Annotated in this window: 6 protein-coding genes; 1 reads left to right on the forward strand and 5 read right to left on the reverse strand. The window is 57.4% G+C overall.

Annotated elements, in window-relative coordinates; genetic code table 11:
* Positions 1-76: 76 nt before the first annotated feature.
* Both ACRTGH_RS02025 and ACRTGH_RS02030 read right to left on the reverse strand, forming a co-directional pair.
* Positions 77-994: an Rpn family recombination-promoting nuclease/putative transposase gene (locus tag ACRTGH_RS02025; RefSeq protein ID WP_368847129.1), complete on the reverse strand. Its 918-nt coding sequence runs from the start codon at positions 992-994 to the stop codon at positions 77-79.
* Between the two features lie 179 nt (positions 995-1,173).
* Positions 1,174-10,644 carry a hypothetical protein gene (locus ACRTGH_RS02030; RefSeq protein ID WP_368847128.1) on the reverse strand — a complete coding sequence of 3,157 codons (9,471 nt, stop codon included), beginning with the start codon at positions 10,642-10,644 and terminating at the stop codon, positions 1,174-1,176.
* Between the two features lie 583 nt (positions 10,645-11,227).
* On the opposite strand from ACRTGH_RS02030, the gene ACRTGH_RS02035 reads away from it, so the two are divergent.
* On the forward strand, positions 11,228-11,467 hold the full coding sequence (locus tag ACRTGH_RS02035) for a DUF4405 domain-containing protein (RefSeq protein ID WP_368847127.1): 240 nt from the start codon (positions 11,228-11,230) through the stop codon (positions 11,465-11,467).
* Between the two features lie 89 nt (positions 11,468-11,556).
* Here the strand turns inward: ACRTGH_RS02035 and ACRTGH_RS02040 are convergent, their stop codons facing one another.
* The 3 genes from ACRTGH_RS02040 to ACRTGH_RS02050 all read right to left on the reverse strand — a co-directional run bounded on the left by ACRTGH_RS02040 (position 11,557) and on the right by ACRTGH_RS02050 (position 23,483).
* Positions 11,557-17,760 carry a hypothetical protein gene (locus tag ACRTGH_RS02040; protein ID WP_368847126.1) on the reverse strand — a complete coding sequence of 2,068 codons (6,204 nt, stop codon included), beginning with the start codon at positions 17,758-17,760 and terminating at the stop codon, positions 11,557-11,559.
* A gap of 354 nt (positions 17,761-18,114) precedes the next feature.
* Positions 18,115-18,612, reverse strand: coding sequence for an autotransporter outer membrane beta-barrel domain-containing protein (locus tag ACRTGH_RS02045; protein WP_368847125.1), 498 nt, complete (start codon positions 18,610-18,612; stop codon positions 18,115-18,117).
* Positions 18,609-23,483 carry a beta strand repeat-containing protein gene (locus ACRTGH_RS02050; protein ID WP_368847124.1) on the reverse strand — a complete coding sequence of 1,625 codons (4,875 nt, stop codon included), beginning with the start codon at positions 23,481-23,483 and terminating at the stop codon, positions 18,609-18,611. Before ACRTGH_RS02050 ends, ACRTGH_RS02045 begins: the two co-directional genes overlap by 4 nt.

The following is a 23,483-nucleotide window of genomic DNA, read 5'->3' on the forward strand; positions in this document are numbered from 1 at the left end:
CTGTCAAGCCTTTTGCTTCACTGCGCCGAATGCGAAAACGTTCCAAGAACGCGAACCGAAGGTGAAGCGCGATTGGCTAACGTTGACCGCCGCTGACCAATGCCGCATACTTCGCACGCTCCTCGGCTGGAATCTGCAGCACTTCCATCGCCTTCTCCACAGAGAAGTTCATGCTTTTCATCACATTGCGGATGGAAGTGAGCGTCGTTTCGAGTATGCCTTGCGACAAACCCTGCGACAAACCTTGTGACAGGCCCTCTTGACGGCCGTCCTCCCTTGCTTCTTTGGCACGGACCTCTAAGGCACGTTCCTGATCCCAAGCAAAATTCAGCATATCGAAGACCTCCTCTTTATGCTTTTGACGAAAGTATTCCTCTAGATAGTCATGAACCACGCAATAACGCACGGCATCGCCTACAGCCGCTTCGAGGGTGCTGCCGTTCTTGACGCACTCTCGCACCTTGGCGACAAAGACGCTGTAACTTTTAAGCGCATGGCATTTTTCCAAAATCGGGCGATTCGGCTTATCGTCCATATAGTTGATGTTGAGAACTTCGACGACAAGCTCCATCGCGCCTTGATGTGCGCCAAAGGCGTCGGATAGGCGCAGCGTCCAGGCATCGGGCATTTCCTCGATGCCGTTATAGAATACATAAAATTTCGGTGCAGGCAGAGAGATCAGATTCTTCTTATAGACAGCTTCTTCATCTACATAGCGGCGATAGATTTCAGCGAGGTACATAAAGAGCCGCAAAGGCATATTCTGGTTGATGGTACTTTGGTGCTCGGTGAGGAGCACATGCTGATTTTTGACGATGAAGCTGACATCGTTCTTCACGCCCGTGAAAAGCGTTTCATCAATCGTAGCAAGCGTTATATCGTCGGGCGCTGCCTTACTATCGAGGAGAGCCTCATAAATTTCCGGCAAGCGTTCTGCGTTGTTGAAAATATCGCGAAAAAGCGAGTCTTTATAATTGTACTTCGTCGTCCTCATACAGCCGCCACCTCTCGCTTATATTATACTATACGCTCACAGAGGCGACAAGAATGGAAACGACGCCAATAAAGCGGTCGCGCCGGACAGCAAAAGGGGCTGCTGCACAAAATAATTTTTCTGCAGCAGCCCCTTCTTTTTGCTTCTTTGTCGTTTTACATTCGTCTTGATCCCGTCGCTCAGAACGCCCAGTTGACCTGCACGCCGCCGGAAATGCCGCGGCGTTTGCCGGCCCAGCCATTGAGGTTGAGTTCGTAGCTGACGTTGCTGTCCTTCGGTGCGAAACGTGCGCCGAGTTCGAAGACGGCGCTCGACCCCTTGAGACTGGGGCTGGGCGTGCTCATGCCCTGATAAGTCGCTCTCGCCTCGCCGTCAAATTCATGCTCCCAAGCAATGCCTGCATAGACCTGGCTCTCGGGGCTGTCGCCCTTCGTATAGCGCAGGCCGAGGCGCAGGCGGCTCGAAGTCACGGCATCGAAGAGATACCGCTCGCCTGTCATGAGCGTGGCGCTCGCATCGTTCTGACGCGAATAGAAATACTTGAGATAGGTGTCGAGCGAGGATCCGCCCTTGAGTTTTATCTCGCGTCCAATGCCCAGATGGAAGCCGAAATAGGAGCTTGAAATATCATAGCTCGTATCGGTGCCCGCGATATTGCCCGTGTAGTCGCTCTTTATGCGGCCCGCACGCAGGCTGCCCTCGATGTAGGAACCGTTCTCCATGTCCTGTCTCCCCAGCAGGCCGCCGCCGATGTAGCTCGTCTTGCCCTCGCCGTGCGTGCCGTCGTCGAGATAGGAATCGTAATTTCCCCTGCCGTATTCAACAAAGGGACTGAAGGTGAACTTGCCGTCCTGCACCGCATCCTGGCGGGCAAAACCGAGGCTGAGGTTGCAGCCGCGCGTCTCGACATAGGAGCCGGTCTTGGCGCGTATGTTCGTGCCGCCCTGCACCGCCCAGAGCGCGTACTGGTCGTTTTTGCCTTCCTGGGAGACGTCGGCAGCGCCGGCAGCTTTAGCGGCGGAGCTTACACCCGCATGGGACAGCATATTCGTGCCGCTGTTGTAGAAGTCATGCGAAGCGACCCTTGTTTCGGCCAGCGACTTCGTCCCTTCGTTGAACTTCGCCCCGGCGACCCTTGCAATCAGTTCGTCCGTCCCCCTTCTTTCCAGGAGGAGTTTGTACGTCATGGAGACGCCCTGCTTGCCTTCAAGTTCATTCTTGATATTTTCGTCCGTCGTCAGCGTGCCGTTTTCCGCAATTTTCATGAGGCTGACGGCATCGTTCGGCGCAAGCACAGGCGCTGCGCCTGAGAAGCCCACGCCCACCTTCAGTCCGCGGATGTCCTTTTGCTGCGCGTTGAGCCGCAAAAGTGTCGGCGTGGCGGGATCGGCGGTTTCGGACAGGTAGAAGTTCAGATTTTCTATGCCGCTGAAATCATTCGCCGTTGTGCCGGGCGCAAGAATCTCCAGCGTATTGCCTTCACTTCCTCCTGTGCCGCCCTTGATTTCGCCCGCAATCTGCGTGCCTGCAAGCCGGATGGTGTTTCCCCTTGTCTGCTTGTCCTGGCCGCCTCGTCCGCCGATGACGTCGCCGCCTATGCGGACAGCGCTGATCTCGAGATTGTTCTCGTTCGCCTCGCCTCCGGCGGAATGGCCGCCGACAACGCTGCCTTCAACATCGATCTGCACATCCACCGCATTATTCGAGGCCTCGCCTGCGCCTGCGGCAAAACCGCCATAAACGTCCCTCGTCACCTTGCCCTTACTGAGCGTGACCTTGTTGTTCTTGACGGCGCCGTTATTGCGGGCATTGCCGACATAGCCGCCGTAGAGATCCCGGATGCTGTTTTCGCTCTCGCTTTCAAGCAGCAGCCGGTTGTTCAGGGAGCCGCCCTCTGCACCCTCGGTCTTGCCGCCGTAAGCGGCAAGGATGCCGCGTGCCTGCACGCCCTTGACCACAAGGTTGTTTTCTTCCGTCGTCTTGCCGAAGCGGGAAATGCCGCCGACAACCTCATCGAGAGGCTTCGTGCCGTCATAGGCGACCTGACCGTCCTTAAAGCGGTTCACATCGAAGAGCAGCGCACGCGTCACATCGCTGTTCCCCTCGGTGTAAAGCGCCGTCTCGTATTTTTCGGTGAAGTGCGTCCTGGCATGGCCGGCCGCACCCGTGAAATGGAGATCCTGTGCCGGACTCTTCAGAAGCGTCAGCGTGTTCGCGCCCTGCAGCGTTTCGAGCTTCTCATCGTCAACCGTGGCCGTGACATTATCCCACTTGATGCTGGCGTCCTGCCCGCTGGGGTTCATCGTAACCGGATCCGTGACCTTGTCGAATCCTCCGGCTTCCATGAGTTCCAGCAGTGTTTCGCCGTTTTCAACGCCGTTGTTGAGACGGAAATTGAGCTTGTCGATATTGCGGATTTTGCGGATTTTGCCGATTTTCGCATTGACATTGAGCGTATTTCCCGCGATCTTTTCATCGCCGCCGTCATAAACAAAGCTGTCGTACTGTGTGCCGCCCTGCTGCGTCGGCACACGGTAGCTCGATCCCCAAATGGACAGGCCTTCGAGATCGGCGTTGAAATTGCCCGCCTCGTCGCCAAGGTTGATGACGTTGTTGTTCGATTGGCTCGTCGTGCCCCAGGCATTGCCGCCGACAAGCCAGTTGTTCGAGTTCATCCTGCCGCCCGTCACGGTGATCTCGTTTCCCGACATATCCCCCGTCACGGAAGCGTCCCGGCCGCCGCCGCCGATAACGGCTCCATTCGCCTTGAATTCTCCTCCTTCGATAAAGACCTTGTTCCCCTTCGCACTGCCGCCGGCTCCCACAGCAAGGCCGCCATGAACCGAGCCGATCTTGCCGCCCCTGACGGTCGCCGCATTTCCCTCGGCCGTGCCGTCCGCGACAAAGGTCGCGCCGCCGATGACATTTGTGATCTCACCGGTGACTTCCTTCTCCACCGTCACTTTGTTTTCTTTGGAATCCTTCGTCGGATAATCGGCGGGCGTTCTCGGCGTCCCTGTCGTCTTGCCGCCGTAGACGGTTTCCAGCCCGCCCGTCGGCGTGCCGGTCACTTCCAGCTCATTGTTCGCCGTCGTGCGCCCGAAATAGGATATGCCGCCGTATACTTCGCCGTTCGTCGCAGGGGTGGAGCCGTCATACTTCTTCTTGGCGTTGCGGAAGCGGTTGTAGTCCAGCAGCACTTCCTGCGCCGCGCCGGTTCCCGTATCGGTGTGCAGGGAAAGCTCATAGTCGCCGCTATTCCCCGCAGGCGTATGATCTGCCGGACCGGTATAGCCCGTGAAATTCATCACGCTCGCGCCCTTCAGGAGCGTCAGCTTGCCTTCGGTCTGATCCGTGGAAAGCGCCGAAGCGTCGACCCGGATCTTCGACCAGTCCATAGCGCGTCCCAGACCGTCATTATCCGTGAGCGTCAGCATGGTGGAGCCCATGCCGATCTTGTCGCCCAGATGGAAGTGGAGCGCATCGAAATTGCGCAGCGCCTTGACGTTAATATCCTTCGCCTTGACATTCAGCGTGTTGCCCGTGACGTCGCCTGCATTGCTGCCGCCGTAGAGCGTCACGCCCGAGAGATCCGTGCCTGCCGCCAGCGCCGCCGCGCCGTCGCCGAGGTTCACCGTGTTGCCCGTCGTAGCGCCTGTGCCTGCCGTGTAGCTGCCGTAGATGTCGCCCGTGATCCTGCCGCCGAGGAATGTCACCGTGTTGTCCGTGGCATCGCCTGTATTGGCGGCGTTCTCCACATAGCCGCCGTAGACGTTCTTCAGCGCGTGCGCACCCGTGCCTTCGACCGTTACGCTGTTGCCTGCGGATGCACCCGCAGTGCCGGCCGTCTTGCCGCCGTAAGCGGCGTCGACATCGTCCTTCAGGCTCTTGATCTTCAGATGATTGTTCTGCGTCGTATTTCCGGCATACGAAATACCGGCGAACAGCTCGCTCGTCGTGCTGCCGTCGCTGTGCGGCATTGTGTACGCATCGTTTGACCCGTCATGCACGGCGTCCGTATGGTTCCGGAAGCGGTTGTAGTCGAGAATGACCGAGGTCGCCGTGCCCGCATTCGTATCCGTGCGCAGCGCCGTCTCGTAGTCGCCGTTCGTCGCGGCCGTCGTCTTGTTCTGTCCCGCGTAGTTCGAGAAGCTGAGCGCGTTCGCCGTCGCGCTCTTCAGAAGCGTCACATTGCCGATGACCGTGCCGCTGCCAAGCTTGTCCGTCGCGACCCGGATACGCGACCAGTCAACCGCAGAGCCGAAGCCGTCCGTTCCCGCGAACGTCAGCATGGTGACGGCGGGATCGTTCGTCGCCGTATCGTCCTTCACATGGAACACATACTTGTCGAAGTTGCGCGCAGACTTCACCGTGACGTCCTTTGCATAGACATTCAGCGTATTGCCCGTGACGTCGCCCGCATTGCTGCCGCCGTAGATCGTAACAGCCGAGAGATTCGTCCCGTCCGCCATCGACGGCGTCAGGCTCGTCGTATCGCGGCGCATGCGTGCTCTGCCGTCGTTGCCGAGGTTGACCGTGTTGCCCGTCGTCGCGCCCGTGCCCGTCGTGCAGCCGCCGTAGACGTCGCCCGTGATCGTGCCGCCCGTGATCGTGACCGAGCCCCCGGTCACATCGCCCGTGCCCGTCGTGTAGCCGCCGTAGACATTGCCCGTCACCGTGCCGCCTGTGACAGCGACATCGTTTTCCGACACATTGCCCGCGCCCGTCGTATAGCCGCCGCGGACATCGCCCGTCACCGAGCCGCCCGTAATCCGGGCGTCATTTTTCGTCACGTCGCCCGTGCCCGCCGTATAGCCGCCGGAGACATCGCCTGTCACCGTGCCGCCCGTGATCCGGGCGGCATTCTCCGACACCTTGCCCGCACCCGTCGTATGGCCGCCGCGGACATCGCCCGTCACCGAGCCGCCCGTGATTCTGATCTCATTCTCCGACACATTGCCCGCGCCCGCCGTATGGCCGCCGCGGACATCGCCCGTCACCGTGCCGTCTGTAACAGTGACGTCGTTTTTCGTCACATCGCCCGTGCCGCTTGTATAGCCTCCGGAGAGATTCTTCGCCTCGCCCTTTTTCATATTGACGTGGTTGCCCGTAACGACAGCGCCGTTCGCCGCATCTCCGATGAAGCCGCCGTAGACGTCTGTGATCTTGCCGTTTTCCAGCTCGACGTTCACCATATTGTTTTCCGAGCCGCCTGCCGTGCCCGCCGTCTTTCCGGCGTAAACGGCGTCAAGCGTTCCGCCGCCCTGCGTTCCCGTCACGGTCAGCTCATTGTTCTCCGTCTTGTTGCCGTAATAGGAAATGCCGCCGTAGACTTCCTTCGCGCTGCCCTCGGTCACGGGCGCCTTCGATCCGTCATAGGCATGACGTCCGTCCTTGAAGCGGTTCATGCGCAGGTAGAGCGAGGTCGCTTCCACCGTGCCATTGTTCAGTACCGCGCTGTCATCCGCAAGCAGAGCGCGTTCGAGGCCGTCCGAGGCGCCGTTGTATACCTCGCGGCCGGACAGCTTGAGCGCACCCGTCACACCGCTCTTGATGAGCGCCACGCGTGTAAAGATATTGCTCTTGTTCGCCTCGCTCCATGCCGCCAGCTTGTCCGCGTCGAGCGTGATGTCCGTATCGAGCCGCGCCGTCCTGCCGCCGAAGCCATCCTGCGCGATCGTCAGCATCGTATCGCCGTCCGCAACATTCTCTTTCAGATGGAACTCATATTTTTCAAAGTTCTTCACCTTGTTGACGGCGGCGTTCTTTGTCTTGACCGCAAGCGTATTGCCGGTAATCCTCGCTGCATCGCTGCCGCCGAACACCGTGCCTGCGATCTCTGACGCGGCGTCCCAGTCGCTCTCGCCGTCGCCAAGGTTCACCGTGTTGCCCGTCGTTATGCCCAAGCCTGCCGAGTAGCCGCCGTAGATGTCTCCCGTGATCCTGCCGCTGACGAACGTCACCGTGTTGCCCGTAACGGAGCCTCTGCTTAAGGCATGCCCTGTGTAACCGCCATAAACATTTTTCAGCGCGTGCGCGCCCGTGCCCGTGACCGTCACGCTGTTGCCCGTGGACGCGCCCTGCCGGCTCGCCGTCTTGCCGCCGTAGGCAGCGTCGACATCGCCCTTCAGATTCGTGATCTTCAGATGGTTGTTCTTCGTCGTATTTCCGGCATAGGAAATACCGGCGAACAGTTCGCTCGTCGTGCTGCCGTCGCTGTGCGGCATCGTGTACGCATCTTTGGTTCCGTCGTACACGGCGTCCGTATTGTTCTGGAAGCGGTTGTAGTCGAGGATGACTGAGGTCGCCGTGCCCGTATTCGTGTCCGTGCGCAGCGCCGTCTCGTAGTCGCCGTTCACCACGCCATGCGTACGATCCTTGCCATCATAGGCCGAGAAGCTGAGCGCATTCGCCGTCGTGCTCCTGAGGAGCGTCGTCCTGCCGATGATCTCCTGCCCACTCGACAGCCCGGACATATCGACATCGATCTTCGACCATCCTTCCGTCCCGCCGAAGCCGTCCGCCGCCGTGAGCGTGAGCATCGCGCCGCTGCCCGTGCCGTTTTGCGCGATGTCGTCCGTCAGATGGAACTTGTACGCAGCAAAGTTCTTCGCTGTCTTGATCGTGACATCCTTCGCCTTGACATTCAGCGTATTGCCATTGCCCCCTCGGCTGCCGCCATAAACCGTCGTGTTCGCGAGATTCGTGCCCGCCGCGAGCGTCGCCGCCGTGCCGTCGCCGAGGTTGACGATGTTGCCCGTTGCCTGTCCCAAAGAACCATCTGCACGCCCGCCGTAAACATCCCCCGAGAAAGCGCCGCCCGTAATCGTGACTTCGTTGTTCTCCACTTTCCCATTGAAAAGGGAATATCCCCCGTAGACATTTTTCGCGAAAGTGCCGCTCTTGATTCTGAGCTTATTGTTCGACGCTTCCCCATTGCCCTGGATATAGCCGGCATAGACAGGGCCGCCCACCGAAGCGCTGCCCTCGATCGTGACCGTATTGCCGGACGCCTTGCCGGCATTGATGGAATGACCCCCAAAGACCGTATCGCCAATCGCCGCATCCTTGATCGTCACTTCGTTTTCCGTTACGGTCGCGCCCGACTTGCCGTAAGCCCCCCAGACGTCCTTGTTGACCTGCCCCCCGTCGATACGAACCTTGTTCCCCGTTGCCACGTCGCCGCTTTCAAGGTAGGCGGCGATTACACTGTCCCGAACCGTGCTGTTTTCAACGGTCACAACATTGTTGCTCGTGTCCTCCTTGCCATAGGCGCCGCGAACGCCGACGGTGACCGTGGCATTTTTGACCGAAACGATATTATCCGCCGCTTTTTTCGCTGCCCATCCGCCAAAAATTTGTCTGACCTTGCCGTTTTCCAGCACGACATGATTGCCCGTCGCATTTCCGGCAACCTTCGCCCAGCCGCCAGTCACAAAGCCCTTGGCCTCGCCGCCGGTGATCGTGACGATATTGTCTTTCGCCGTACCCGCGCCTTCCGTGTAACCGCCGTAAAGCGCAGCGCTGAAAGGGATGCCGACCTCGCCTTTCTTCAGGTTGACCTTGTTGCCGACGACATCGGCTGCATTTGCCTCATCCCCGATGAATCCGCCGTAGACGTTTTTGATCTTGCCGCTTTCCAGCTCGACGTTCACTGTATTGTTTTCCGAGCCGCCCGCCGCACCCGCAGTCTTTCCGCCGTAGACGGCGTACAGCTCGCCGCCGCCCGGTGTTCCCGTCACAGTCAGCTCGTTGTCCTCCGTCTTGTTCCCGTGGTAGGAAACGCCGCCGTAGACCTCGCTCTCCCCATCCGCCATGACGGGTGCTTCTGCACCGTTATAGTCCTGCCTGCCGTCCTTGAAGCGGTTCATGCGCAGATAGACCGAGGTCGCTTCCACCGTGCCGCCGTTCTCCGTCGCCTCGTCGTCCACCGTCACGCTGCGCTCGAGGCCGTCCGCCGCGCCGATGTACGCATCGCGGTCAGACAGCTTGAGCGCGCCTGCCACACCGCTCTTGATGAGCTCCACGCGCGAAAAGATGCGGTTCTTGTTCGCCTCGCTCCATTCCGCAAGGCCGTCCAACGCGATGTCCTGGTCGATGCGGGCGGTGCTGCCGCCGAAGCCGTCCTGCGCGATCGTCAGCATCGTGGCTTCCTGCGGCGTGTTCGCATGGAGGAAGAACTTGTACGTCTCGAAATTCTTCACCTTGTCGACTGCGACATTCCTCGCCTTGACATTCAGCATGTTGCCCGTCACATCACCCGCATCGCTGCCGCCCGCAAGCGTCGCCGCCGTGAGATCCGTGCCTGCAGCAAGCTCATCGGTCGAGCCATCGCCAAGGTTCACCGTATTGCCCGTCGTCTTGCCCGTGCCCGTGGCATTGCCGCCGTGAATCGTGCCTGTCACCGTGCCGCCCGTGATCGTCACCATATTACCCGTCGCACTGCCCGCGCCCGATGTGCCGCCCGCCGCGACATCGCCCGTCGTGCCGCCCGCAATCTCGACTGTATTGCCTGCCGCATTCCCCGTACCTGCGGTAAAGCCGCCGACCAGCCCGCCCGTCGTGCCTGACGTGAGCCTGACCTTATTGCCCGTCGCTGTGCCCGCTCCCGCAACATTCGCGCCGTACGCCGCACCCGTCACCGTACCGCCCGAGACCTCGACTGTATTGCCCGCCGCATTTCCTCCCGTCGCATATCCGCCGACCAGCAAATTCGCCGTGCCGCCTGAGAACGTTACCTTATTCTTCTCAAGAGCACCCGTGCCGAACGACATGCCGCCGAAGAGGTTCTTCACCTGCCCGCCGCTCATCGTCGCCGTATTTTCCTTAACCGCTCCTGTCGTACCCGCATGTGCGTAGCCGCCCGCCGTGAAGTTTCCGTTCACTGTGCCGTTCGTCACCGTGACTGCATTCTTCGATACAAGCCCGTTTCCGTGATTGTATGCGCCGATCGCATTGTTGCCAATCGTGCCGCCCGAGATCGTGACCTTGTTCTCCGTGAGCGCACCTGTGCTCGATGTATTGAGCGTCCCGCCGCCGAAAACCGTCTTGTTCACCGTGCCGCCCGTGACCGTTGCGCTGTTTTTCGTGATCGCGCCGCGGCCCGCATTCGAACCGCCCACGACGGCATCCACCGTGCCGCCCGCAAGCGTGACGGAATTTTCTTCCACGGCATTTGTCCCCGACGTTCTCGACAGATAGCCGCCGTAGAGGAACGAATTCGCCGCCGTGCCCGCCTTGAACTCGGCGCTGTTGCCCGTGACCGCTCCCGTCCCGCTCAGACCGGCATGGATATACCCATTGCCGACCCAGATATTGTTAATGGTCAGCACATTGCCGCTGACCGTCGCGCTCGTCGTGCTGCTGCCGCCGGCAGTCGCGCCGCCATGGTTCACAATCGGACGATTCGCCGTGCCTGCAGTGCCGACCGTGACATGGTTGTCCGTCACGCTGCCCGTCTTGCTTGTCCCGCTGATGCCGGAAGATACCGTAGTATCATTCGGAGCGATGGTCACATCATTTGCAGCATACGCCGTGGGCATTTCCCACAGTGCTCCCTCCGTTCCCGTCGGCAAATATGCCCCTCCAGCAGATAAGGCCAGCGTCACCCAAAACGACAGCTGCTTGCGCGCTTTCTTCCCCGTGAACATAAGATTCCTCCTCATGCCTAAAAGAAGCAGTATCCCTCCTGCTCCTTCCCCTCCTGACCAGAAACATCCTTATTATAGCTAATGAGTTTCGATATCATTATCGCTATGTTACCATTTTCCCACTTTTTTGTCTATAGATTTTCTAGGTTTTCTGAAAAGAGTATTGGGTTTTTTCGGAAAATCTCAAGGATTAACAGCCCAAAACAGCACTTGAAACCTGCCCATTTTACCTAAACGAACAAGGATTTCACCATTTCTGCTTTATCCCGGAAAAAATTCTCTGTGCAGCATAACAAGAATGTTATTCTCGAATGAGCCTTTTATACCATGCGTTTTTTCTATTTCATGTAAGGGCGACGCACACGGTTCACAAAGCGACGTTTGTTCGTGCAGCTTATCAGGAATACTGAGCAGCTGACCTCAGGTCAGCGGTGCAAATTTCCGCTCACGCTGCGCCGGCAAATCACATTCCGGCAAATTGGAAGAAACTGCCGTATTTTTATGACACAAAAAAGATTTTGTGCTAAAATGAGTTTGATAATCCTTCTCTTAAGGAAGCAATCTGCATTGGGAGGCAATGACAATGAAAAGAAATTATTATCTGATTCTTGGCTTGGCTGTCGGCATGATCATCTGCCTTGTGACGGGCACCTTCATGTATCTCCATGTCTTCGCGGCCGGCCCCGCCAAAGTCGTCAACAAGAACATCCATATCTATGTCTCATATCTCCTGACCATCGGCGTCATCTTTCACCTCGCCTGGAACTGGAAGTGGCTCCGCAACACGACAAAGGAGATCTTTGGCAGGAAAGAACACGAATAACCTCGGCGGACGCAAAGGAACCGGATACAAAGCCCTGTGGCTTCGTATCCGGTTCCTTTTTATTCCTTAATTCGTCTTGATCCTGTAAATCAGAACGCCCAATTGACGCTGCCCCCGCCGGAAACACCGCGGCGCTTGCCGGCCCAGCCGTTGAGGTTGAGCTCATAGCTGACGTTGCTGTCCTTCGGTGCGAAACGCGCACCGAGTTCGAGAACGCCGCTGGAGCCTTTGAGGCTCGGGCTGGGCGTATCCATGCCCTGGTAGCTTGCCCTTGCATCGCCGTCGAACTCATACTCCCAAGCAATGCCTGCATAGACCTGGTTCTCGGGGTTGTCGCCCTTCGTATAGCGCACGCCGAGGCGCAGGCGGCTCGAATTGACATCGTCGAACTTATACGTTTCACCTGTTGCGAGCGTGGCATCCGCATCGTTCTGGTGCGCATAGAAGTACTTGAGGTAGGTGTCAACGGAAGCGCCGCCCTTGAGCTTCGTCACACGACCAAGGCCGAGATGGAAGCCGTAGTAGGGATGCGAGATGTCGTAGCTCGTATCGACGCCCGCAATATTGCCCGTGTAATCGCTCTTCATGCGTCCGGCACGGATGCTGCCTTCGAAGTAGGTTCCGTCCTGCCCATCCTTTCTCGCCAGCAAGCCTGCACCGATGTAGCGCGTCTTACCGTCGCCGTGCGTACCGTCGTCGAGGTAGGAATCGTAGTTGCCGCGGCCGTATTCAACAAAGGGGCCGAAGAGCAGCGTGCCGTCCTTCTGCGCGATTTTGCGCGCAAAGCCGACATTGAGGTTGTAGCCGCGGACATCCGCATAAGAACCAGTCTTCACCTTCATGCTCGTGCCGCTCTGCGCCACCCATGCCGCATAGTCGGTAGCTGCACCAGAGGACGCAGGCCCGCCTGCCTTGCCGCTCTCTGCCGCTTCCGCAGCCACAGCCGATGCAGCTGCCGAGAGACCGCTGCCCACGAGGCTGTTGACGCCGCTGTTGTAGAAGTCCATGGCGGCAGCCCTCGTTTCAACCAACGACTTGGTTGCTTCGTTCAATTTCGCCTCGGAAACGGTGGCGACAAGCTCATCCGTGCCGCGCTTGGCAAGCGCGAACTTGTAGCGCATCGATACACCCTGCTGTCCTTCGAGCGCATTCGTCAGCGTATCGTCCGTCGTCAGCGTGCCGCTCGTGTGGTCGGGCTTTTCCGCGACTTTCATGAGGCTGAGCGTATCATTCGCCTTCAGTGTCCGCGCCCCGCCGGCAAGGCCGACGCCAAGCTTCAGCCCCCGGATATTCTTCGTGTCCGTGCCAAGCTTGAGCATCGTAGGCATGGAAGCGCTCGCGCCTTCAGGCAGGTAGAAGTTCAGATTTTCGATGTTCTCGAAGTCATTGATCTCCGTGCCCGGCGCATGGACGGCAAGCGTGTTGCCCGCAGCCTCCTTATTGCCGCCGAACACCTTTCCTGTCACCTTTGTGCCGAAGAGATTGATCGTGTTGTTTCGCGTCTGCACGTTCGGCTGAACTGGCTCCACCTGGCCGCCGTAGACATCACCTGTGACATCGACGGCACCGAGATTCACGGTGTTGTACGAAGCCGCGCCCTTGGCCGCATAGCCGCCGACGATATCGCCCGTGACCTTGCGCAGGACGTTGACCGTATTGCGCAGAGCATTTCCTGTGCCTTCCGTCTTGCCGCCAAAGACCTTGCCCGTAAACATATTCGCTGCATCAGTCTCCGTGAGCGTCGTCACATTATCTGCGGCATTCGCCGTATTGTCCACATTGTGGATATAGCCTGCGGCGATAAACGACCGAGCAGTAATTCCTGCATTGCCTTTTACGACAAGCTCATTATGGTGCGAACCACCGGCCTCGCCTTCCGTCTTGCCGGCGTAGGCAGCGTCAAGACCCGCAGGCGCGGCGTCAATCTCGAGGTGGTTGTACTCCGTGCCGGCGCCATACTCGGAAATACCGGCATAGAATTCATTGTTGTCGAGCGTGCTTGCCGCGTTAAGCGTGCGATTGCCATTCTTGAAACGGTTGAGCGAGAGTTCCACAGATGTGGCGTCTGCCGTCTTGTCGGGATTAACCGTCGCATTAGCGTCAAGATGCGTGACAGTCTCATAATTTCCCTGAATTTTCGAATCCAGGGCATAATCCGAGAATTTGAGTTTACCGGAAGCCAGCGCCTTGAGAAGGGTAATCTTATTCTTGCCCTGCAAGGTGTCGAGGTTTTCAGGCACATTAGTCGTGACATTTGTCCATTTTACGCGAATATCCGTATTATCCGATGACAGCTTTCCAAAGCCGCCCGGATCGGACAGCTCGAGCATGGTAGCACCGTTCTGGAGTGCGTCCGTCATCTTGAAGTTCAGCTTCTCGAAGTTGCGGATCTTCTTCACTGTCAAACCCGCTGCCTGCACGTTCAGCGTATTGCCCTTGATCTCGTCATCGGTATTGGCATAGACAGTGCCGTTATAGCTCGTGCCCCAGACCTCTGATCCATCGAGCGTACCGCCGCCAAGCGTGACGGTATTGTTGTTCGACGTGCTCGTCGTGACGCGCGAATCGCCGCCGACAATCTGTCCCGTGACCGTGCCGCCCGTGATGGTAACGCGGTTGTTCGACATACTGCCCGTGACCGTATTGTCCAGACCGCCGCCGCCGAACACGTTCGTGACCGTACCGCCCGCAACGGTAACCTTGTTCCCCGTCGCAGAGCCGCTTCCAACGGAGACAAATCCGCCATAGACGTTCGTGACCGTGCCGCTCTCGATCGTTACCGTGTTTTCTTTCGAGTCTGCCGCGCCGTTGGTCTTGCCGCCGTAGACGAAGTTCAGTCCCGCCGCAGGCGTTCCCGTCACCGTGATTTTATTCTTTTCCGTCGTATTGCCGTCCTTATACGAGATGCCGCCATAGACTTCATTTGCCGTTGCCGGATTCGTTCCGTTGTAGGTCCACTCATTATTGCGGAAACGGTTGTAGTTGAGAAGGACGGATGTCGCCGCAGCCGTTCCCGTATCCGTGCGCAGGATTGACTCGAAGTCGGAGTTCGGATTGTTGGCGAGGTCACGAACCGCATAGTTCGAGAACTGCAGGGCATTTGCCGTATTGGTCTTGATAAGCGTAATCTGCCCGGTCGGCGCCCCGCCGGCGGTCGGCAGCACGATATTGAACTTATTCCAGTCAATCGTGCGCCCGAAGCCGCCCGAGCCCAGCGTCAGCATAGTATCGCCGTCGCCGATCGAGCTGTTCAGTTTGAAGTTATAGTTTTCAAAGTTGTTGACAGATTTCACCGCAACATTCTTTGCATTGACATTCAGCGTATTGTCCGTGACATCACTTGTATCATTGCCGCCATAAATATCGCTGTTCGTCAGCGTTGCCGTATATGTGCCGTCATCTGCACCGAGCGTGACCGTGTTGCCCGTCGTCGCGCCGCCTCCCCACGACAGACCGCCTTTGATGTCGCCGCTGAACGTTCCTCCCGAAATGGTAATGGTATTTCCCGTAACCGCATTCGTGCCGTCCGATGCACCGCCGATCACGTTCCCCTGAAAAGTTCCTCCCGAAATAACGATATGATTATCCTTTGCCGTACCGGCATCATAGGCCATACCGCCATAGACGGCTTTCTGCAGGGTGCCGCCCGAAATGGTGACTCGGTTCTCCCTGGCCGTACCCTTCCCAAAGGATAGAGCGCCGTACACCTCCTTTTCCATCGTACCGCCCGAAATAATGACTTCATTCTTTTCCAGGGTTCCATTTGTCGTAGTGTAGCCGGGCTGCGCATTTGCATGGCCGCCATATACAGCGCCTTTGATCGTCGATGTGCCCGCAATCGTGACTTTATTCGAACTTGCCGACCCGTCGCCCAGAACAAGGCCGCCAGTGATTTCCCCCGTAACGGCTGTATTCGTCACGGTGACTTCGTTCCCGTCCGCCTTGCCGTTTGCTCCTCTGGAAAATCCTCCGGTGACATGACGGACATTGCCGCTCGTACCGACTGTGCTGTTTTCAAGCGTCACAATGTTCTTCGTGACACTCGCATCGACGTCACCTTGGGCGCCAATCACATACCCTAATACTTCTGCGCCATTCCCACGAACCTCATTGCCCTCGGCCGTCCCGCTGCCTGCAAGAAAACCGCCGAAAACGGACCAGTCAGCGTGTCCTTCGATATTGACAATGTTACGGACGACGCTGCCCTTTGCCCAGCCGCCAAAGATTGTATTATCGGCATAGCCACCCGTCTCAATGTTGACGGTATTGCCCTCTGCCCTGCCGTTCGCCGCCGTCGCATAGCCGCCATAGGCTTGCTTGACCCTGCTTGTACCTGCGATCGTGACCGTATTGTTCGTCGAATCGCCTGCGCCCGCTGTATAGCCGCCGTAGACATTCAGGCTCGTATTATTTGTATTCGTAACCGTGAGCTTGTTGTTCGTGGTCGTATGGCCGAGACTCGAATAGCCGCCATAGACTTTATCCCCCGTTGCCGGGGTCGTGCCGTCGTAGGTCCATGTATTATTGCGGAACCGATTGTAGTCGAGAAGGACGGACGTTGCCGTATCCGTTCCCGTATCCGTGCGCAGAGCTGACTCGAAGTCAGAGTTCGGATCGGTGATGAGGGTACGTGCAGCATAGTTCGAGAACTGCAGCGCATTTGCCGTACCAGTCTTGAGGACTGCAATCGTCCGATTCGGCTGTCCCTGACCGCCGGGCAGTCCCTCTATATTGACCTTGAACTTATTCCATTCCGTCGTGCGCCCAAAGCCGCCCGTTCCCAGTGTCAGCATGGTATCGCCGTCGCCGATCGAGCTGTTCAGTTTGAAGTTATAGTTTTCAAAATTGTTAACAGATTTCACCGCAACATTCTTTGCATTGACGTTCAGCGTATTGTCTGTGACATCACTTGCATCATTGCCGCCATAAATATCGCTGTTCGTCAGCATCGCCGTATATGTGCCGTCGTCTGCGCCAAGCGTGACCGTGTTGCCCGTCGTCTTGCCCCACGACTCACCGCCTTTAACATCACCGCTGAATATTCCGCCCGAAATGGTAACGGTATTCCCCGTAACCGCATTCGTGCCATCCGATGAACCACCGATAACGACCCCCTGGATGATCCCTCCCGAAATGACGACATGATTATTCTTCACCGTGCCGTTGCCATTGGACACGCCGCCATAGATACGTCCCTTCAGGGTGCCGCCCGAAATGGTGACCTTGTTCTCCCTGACCGTGCCGTCCTTGGCGGATAGTGCGCCACACACTATCTTTTCCACCGTACCGTCCTGAATGGTGACTTCATTCTTTTCTAGGATTCCATTCGTCGTAGCATAGGCGCCTTGCGCATTTGCATGGCCGCCATAGACGGCGCCGCCGATCGTCGATGTGCCCGCAATCGTGACTTTGTTCGAGCTTGCTGATCCATCGCCCAGGACGAGGCCGGCATTGATCTCCCCGGTAACGGACGTATCTGTCACAGTGACTTCGTTTCCATCTGCCTTGCCGTTCGCTCCTCTGGAAAATCCGCCAAAGACATGACGTTTATTTCCGCCCGTACCAACCGTGCTATTTTCAAGCGTCACAATATTCTTCGTAACGCTCGCATCATCGTTCCCTTGAGCGCCGATCACCATCCCCGATACGGCTGCGTTTTTCAAATGAATCTCGTTGCGCTCAGCCGTCCCGCTGCCCGCCAGACGACCGCCAAAGACCGTCTCATCTGCGTGTCCTTCAATATTCACAATATTATGGATGACACTGCCCGCTGCATAGCCGCCATAGACCCGCCAGCCCCTGCCCGTCGCCGTAATCGTGACCGTATTGTTTGACGAGTTGCTCATGCCTGCCGTATAACCGCCGTAGATGCTGCTGTTGTTCAGTATGCCGCCCTCAATCGTGACGTTATTGCCCGTCGCTGCCCCCGAAGCGCTTTTGCCGCCATACACGCTTTGCCCGGAGCCAAGCGTAATGCTGTTGATGGCAACGGAATTATTCGCCACATCGTCCGCAGTGGCAGAGCCGCCGACAACATCCCCGTTGATAGCAGGACCTGCAGCGCCGCTCTCGCCGATTGTGACATTATTCCCGTCCTTGCTTCCTGTTTCCGTCGTTCCGTCGACACCGGCACTATGCGCCGTATCCGACGACGGAATCGTCACATCCGCCGCATACGCCACGGATTCTCCCAACAAAGAACTGACCCCCGGCACTAAACAGGCGCCGTTCGTCGATAAGGCCAACGTCACTAAAAGCGAAAGTTTTTTCTGCGCGTTCTTCTCACTAAGCATACGATATGATTCCTCCTTGTACACTTGAGGAGCATCCTCCCCATCGCTCCTCCGGCTTTGGCAAGTCCATGCTCTAGCCATAGCCCCTGTCTTCTGTTCATAACGAAGAGCTGGCATTTAACCATAAAAATCCGATATCATAAGATAAATCATACCATCTTATAGAGCTGTTTGTCTAGTTCTTTTCTCATATATTTTGGACGGGCAAGGACATGACTCTTAACAAAAGGCAAAACCTTCTCTCAAGCGAGTCTGCGATAAAATCCTCTCCTTGCACGGCGCTAAGACAAGAAGAGAACCGGGCAATGTTCTTCCCGGTTCTCTTCTTGTATGCTTTTCCGTCCCGATCTCGCATCAGAACGTCCAGTTGACGCTAACACCGCCGGAAACACCGCGGCGCTTGCCGGCCCAACCGTTGAGGTTGAGCTCATAGCTGACGTTGCTGTCCTTCGGTGCGAAGCGCGCACCGAGTTCGAGAACGCCGCTGGAGCCTTTGAGGCTCGGGCTGGGCGTGTCCATGCCCTGGTAGCTTGCCCTTGCATCGCCGTCGAATTCATACTCCCAGGCAATGCCTGCGTAGACCTGGCTCTCAGGGCTGTCGCCCTTCGTATAGCGCACACCGAGGCGCAGACGGCTCGAATCGACATCGTCGAACTTATACGTTTCACCCGTTGCGAGCGTGGCGTCCGCATCGTTCTGGTGCGCGTAGAAGTACTTGAGGTAGGTGTCAACGGAAGCGCCGCCCTTGAGCTTCGTCACACGACCAAGGCCGAGATGGAAGCCGTAGTAGGGATGCGAGATGTCGTAGCTCGTATCGACGCCCGCAATATTGCCCGTGTAATCGCTCTTCATGCGTCCGGCACGGATGCTGCCTTCGAAGTAGGTTCCGTCTCCTGCCCATCCTTTCTCGCCAGCAAGCCTGCACCGATATAGCGCGTCTTACCGTCGCCGTGCGTACCGTCATCGAGGTAGGAATCGTAGTTGCCGCGACCGTATTCGACAAAGGGGCCAAAGAGCAGTGCGCCGTCCTTCTGCGCGATTTTGCGTGCAAAGCCGACATTGAGATTGTAGCCGCGGACATCCGCATAAGAACCGGTCTCCACTCTCATGCTCGTGCCGCTCTGTGCTACCCAGGACGCATAATCGGTATCTGCACCGGAGGATGCAGACCCGGCTGCCTTGCCGCTCTCTGCCGCTTCCGCCGCCACAGCCGATGCAGCTGCCGAGAGACCGCTGCCCACGAGGCTGTTGACGCCGCTGTTGTAGAAGTCCATGGCGGCAGCCCTCGTTTCAACCAACGACTTGGTTGCTTCGTTCAATTTCGCCTCGGAAACGGTGGCGACAAGCTCATCCGTGCCGCGCTTGGCAAGCGCGAACTTGTAGCGCATCGATACACCCTGCTGTCCTTCGAGCGCATTCGTCAGCGTATCGTCCGTCGTCAGCGTGCCGCTCGTGTGGTCGGGCTTTTCCGCGACTTTCATGAGGCTGAGCGTATCATTCGCCTTCAGTGTCCGCGCCCCGCCGGCGAGGCCGACGCCAAGCTTCAGCCCCCGGATATCCTTCGTGTCCGTGCCCAGCTTGAGCATCGTAGGCATGGCCGCACTCGCGCCTTCCGGCAGGTAGAAATTGAGCTTTTCGATGTTGGCAAAATCTTTAATCTCCGTGCCCGACGCATGAACGGCGAGCGTATTGCCCGCAGCCTCCTTGTTGCCGCCGTAAACAACGTCCCTCACCTTCGTCCCGAAGAGATTGATCGTGTTGTTTCGTGTTTGCGCATCAGCAGAAAGCGGTGCACCCGAACCGTCTACACCAATCTGGCCGCCGTAGACATTGCCGTGAACCTCGACGGCACCGAGGTTCACGGTATTGTACGAGGCTGCGCCCTTGGCCGCATAGCCGCCGACGATATCGCCCGTGACATTGCGCAGGACGTTGACCATATTGCGCAGCGCATTTCCTGCGCCGACCGTCTTGCCGCCAAAGACTTTGCCTGTGAACGTATTCGCTGCATCAGTCTCCGTGAGCGTCGTCGTATTGTCCGCGGCATCTGCCGTGTTGTCTGCATTGCTGATATAGCCGGCGGCGATTACCGGGATCTGAATCGGCGCCCCGCCCTTTACGACAAGCTCGTTATGATGGGAGCCGCCGTGCGTGTTTGAAACGCCTGATGTGCCTTCCGTCTTGCCGCCGTAGGCAGCGTCAAGGCCCGCCGCAGCAGGTATGGCGTCAATCTCAAGATGGTTGTACTCCGTGCCCGCGCCATACGCGGAAATGCCGGCATAAAATTCGTTGTTGTCGAAGGTGCTTGCCGCGTTAAGCGTACGATTGCCGTTCTTGAAACGGTTGAGCGAGAGTTCCACAGATGTGGCGTCTGCCGTCTTGTCGGGATTAACCGTCGCATTAGCGTCAAGATGCGTGACAGTCTCATAATTTCCCTGAATTTTTGAATCCAGGGCATATTCCGAGAATTTGAGTTTACCAGAAGCCAGCGCCTTGAGGAGGGTAATCTTATTCTTGCCCTGCAAGGTGTCGAGGTTTTCAGGCACATTAGTCGTGACATTTGTCCATTTTACGCGAACATCCGTAGTATCCGATGACAGCTGTCCAAAGCCGCCCGGTTCGGACAGCTCGAGCATGGTAGCACCGTTCTGGAGTGCGTCCGTCATCTTGAAGTTCAGCTTCTCGAAGTTGCGGATCTTCTTCACCGTCAAACCCGCTGCCTGCACGTTCAGCGTATTGCCCTTGATCTTTTCATCGTCATTGGCATAGACAGTGCCGTTATAGCTTGTGCCCCAGACCTCTGATCCCGTGAGCGTACCGCCGCCAGGCGTGACGGTATTGTTGTTCGACGTGCTCGTCGTGACGCGCGAATCGCCGCCGACAATTTGTCCCGTGACCGTGCCGCCCGTAATCGTGACGGTGTTCTCCGACATATCGCCTGCCGCAGCGGGAGTTCCGCCGCCGCCGATGACGTTCGCGACCTCGCCGCCCTCAACAGTGACCTCGTTGCCCGTCGCCGAGCCGTTCGCACCGGATACAGCGCCGCCCATGGCATTCGTGACCGTGCCGCCTTTGATGAAGACGCGATTCTTCGATGCAACTCCGTCCGTCTTGCCAGTATAGCCGCCGTTGATGTTGGCAATCGAGCCTGCGCCCGTGCTCTCGATCGTGACCTGGTTCTCCTTTGAGTCAGCCGCACCGTTGGTCTTGCCGCCGTAAACGAAATTGAGATTCGTCGACGGAACGCCCGTCACCGTAATCTTGTTGTTATAGGTCGTATTCCCGTCCCTATAGGAGATACCGCCGGCAACTTCGGTTGCCGTTGCCGGATTCGTACCGTCATACGTCCACTCGTTGTTTCTGAAGATATTGTAATTCATGATGACGGATGTAGCCGTGCGCGTCCCCGTATCCGTGCCCATGAAATATTCGGTATTCTCGGTGCTGCCGAGATCGCGCGGCGCATAGCCATCCTTGAACGTCAGCGCATTCGCATCCTCGCTCCTGATAAGCGTGATTGTGCCATTCGGCCGCCCGGTCAGCCCTGTCGTATCCACGCCGAAGTTGTTGTTCCAGTCGATCTCCCTGCCGAAGCCGCCGTTACGCAATGTCAGCATCGTATCGCCGCTCGCGAGGCTATTGTTCAGCTTGAAGTTATACTTGTCAAAGTTGTTGACGGACTTCACCGCAACATTCTTCGCCTGCACATTGAGCGTATTGCCCGAAACAGGGCCACTCGTCGCATCACCGCCATAAATATTGGCATTCGTGAGATCCGCTGCCGATAAATCATGATGCGTATCATCACCAAAGTTGACAATGTTGTTGTTCTGATTGCCTCCGGCGTTCGTCAGACTACCATAGACGGCCTGGGTAATCTTGCCGCCCGTGATCGTGACCTCGTTCTCTGACGACTCACCGCTTGCCAGTGCACCTTCGACAACCTTTGCCTCGCCGCCGTGGAAGAACGTCTTGTTTTTCCTGGCAGCCCCCGTGCCGTTGGTAAAGCCCGCGCGCACAACATCGGCCTTGCCGCCATGGAAATGCACTTCGTTTTCCGTTACATCAGCATTGTTGGCATTATAGTCGACATATCCGCCTTCGACAGCTTCGAATTCGCCGCCGCGAATGGTCGTGATATTCTTCTTGACCGCACCGCCGCCCAGTGTGTAACCGGCATACACTTTTTGCATGCCGCCGTTCTCGACGATGACCTTATTATCGGAAACCTCTCCCGCATTTTGATCGTTTGTAATCGCGCCGCCATAGGCAAGCCCGATGCCAGTCGTTCCTGTACTCTCCACGGTCAGCGTATTATTCGTCGAATTACCCGCTGTTCCTGCCGTCTCTGCACCATAAGCAGCGCCCAATCCGCCGGAAGGAAGCGCCTTGATCGTCAGCTTATTGTTGTTCGTCGTATTGCCGAGACTCGAATAGCCGCCGTAGAGCTCATTGCCCGTAAGCGCCGTGCCGTTATACGTCGCGTCGGCGTTCTGGAAGCGATCGACGCTTGCCTTGATGAGCGAGGCAATGTGTTCTCCAAAGAATGTATGACCATTCGACTCCATGTGGTATTCATAGTCGCCCGTCGTACCCTTTTTGCCGCCGGTCGTATAGTTGCCGATCTTCATATCTGAGCCGGAATATGCATGGAGCAGGTTGATATTCCCGATACGTCCGTATTTTGTCTTGTCCGTATCGTTTTCCTTACCCGTCAGGGAGAAGTTCTTCCAATCAAACGCTTTGCCGTAGCCCAACCCGAAGTTGCCCGTATCCATCGTCAGCATGGTAGAACCTGCTGTGACCGATTTCGTCAGGTTAAAGTTAATCTTCTCGAAGTTACGAACTTTGTCCAGACGAATGCCCGAGGCATTGACATTCAGCGTATTGCCCTTGATCTTATCGCTGTCATTATCCTGTACCTGCCCGCCGTAGCTCGTTCCCCAGATTTCCGCACGATTGAGATTGGCACTGAAATTGCCATTTTCATCACCGAGATTGACAATATTGCCATTCGACGTACTCGAAAGATTGCGCGAATCACCCGCATAGATCTTGTTGTTGTTGTTCAGTGCGCCGCCCGTGATAGTGACGGTATTGCCCGACATATTTCCTGTTACGCCGTTCATACCGCCGCCGCCGATGATGACACCGCCCGAGGAAAACGTGCCGCCATTGATATTGACCGTATTGCCTGTGGCGCTGCCCGTACCGGCAGTCCGTGCCAATCCGCCCCATACATAGCTCAGATTGCCACCCGAAACAGTGACCGTATTGCCCTGAGCACCGCCGGACGCACCTGTAGTCGCTCCGCCAATCAGCGAAGTTGCACTGCCGCCTTTGAAGATGACCGTATTATTCGATGCCGTTCCCGTAGCACGACCGCCAAAGATTGTGCCGTTTCCTGCTGCCGTCGCCTGGATGCTGTTGATCGTGACGGTATTGCCCGATGCATTCGCCGACGTGCCGCCAGCAACATTGCCGCCGATGACGGGATGATCACCACCCCCCTCTGCACCGATTGTGACCGTATTGTTGTCCGTCGTACCGCCGATAACGTCACCGGGACGATCATCCGACACTCCGACCGTCACATCCGCCGCATGCGCCACGGATTCTCCCCACGGCGAGTCGACCCCCATCGTCAGGCAGGCTCCGCCCGTCGATAAAGCCAACGTCACTAAAAGCGAAAGCCTTTTCTGCGCTTTCTTCTCACTAAACAT

It is taken from the genome of Selenomonas oralis, assembly GCF_051603425.1.
Lineage (GTDB): Bacteria > Bacillota > Negativicutes > Selenomonadales > Selenomonadaceae > Selenomonas > Selenomonas sputigena_A.

Bases quoted from the DNA above. Each gene is read 5' to 3' on its own strand.
- ACRTGH_RS02030 (WP_368847128.1), bottom strand. From the start codon at position 10,644: ATGTTCACGGGGAAGAAAGCGCGCAAGCAGCTGTCGTTTTGGGTGACG.
- ACRTGH_RS02035 (WP_368847127.1), top strand. From the start codon at position 11,228: ATGAAAAGAAATTATTATCTGATTCTTGGCTTGGCTGTCGGCATGATC.
- ACRTGH_RS02040 (WP_368847126.1), bottom strand. From the start codon at position 17,760: ATGCTTAGTGAGAAGAACGCGCAGAAAAAACTTTCGCTTTTAGTGACG.
- ACRTGH_RS02050 (WP_368847124.1), bottom strand. From the start codon at position 23,483: ATGTTTAGTGAGAAGAAAGCGCAGAAAAGGCTTTCGCTTTTAGTGACG.
- ACRTGH_RS02025 (WP_368847129.1), bottom strand. From the start codon at position 994: ATGAGGACGACGAAGTACAATTATAAAGACTCGCTTTTTCGCGATATT.
- ACRTGH_RS02045 (WP_368847125.1), bottom strand. From the start codon at position 18,612: ATGAAGAGCGATTACACGGGCAATATTGCGGGCGTCGATACGAGCTAC.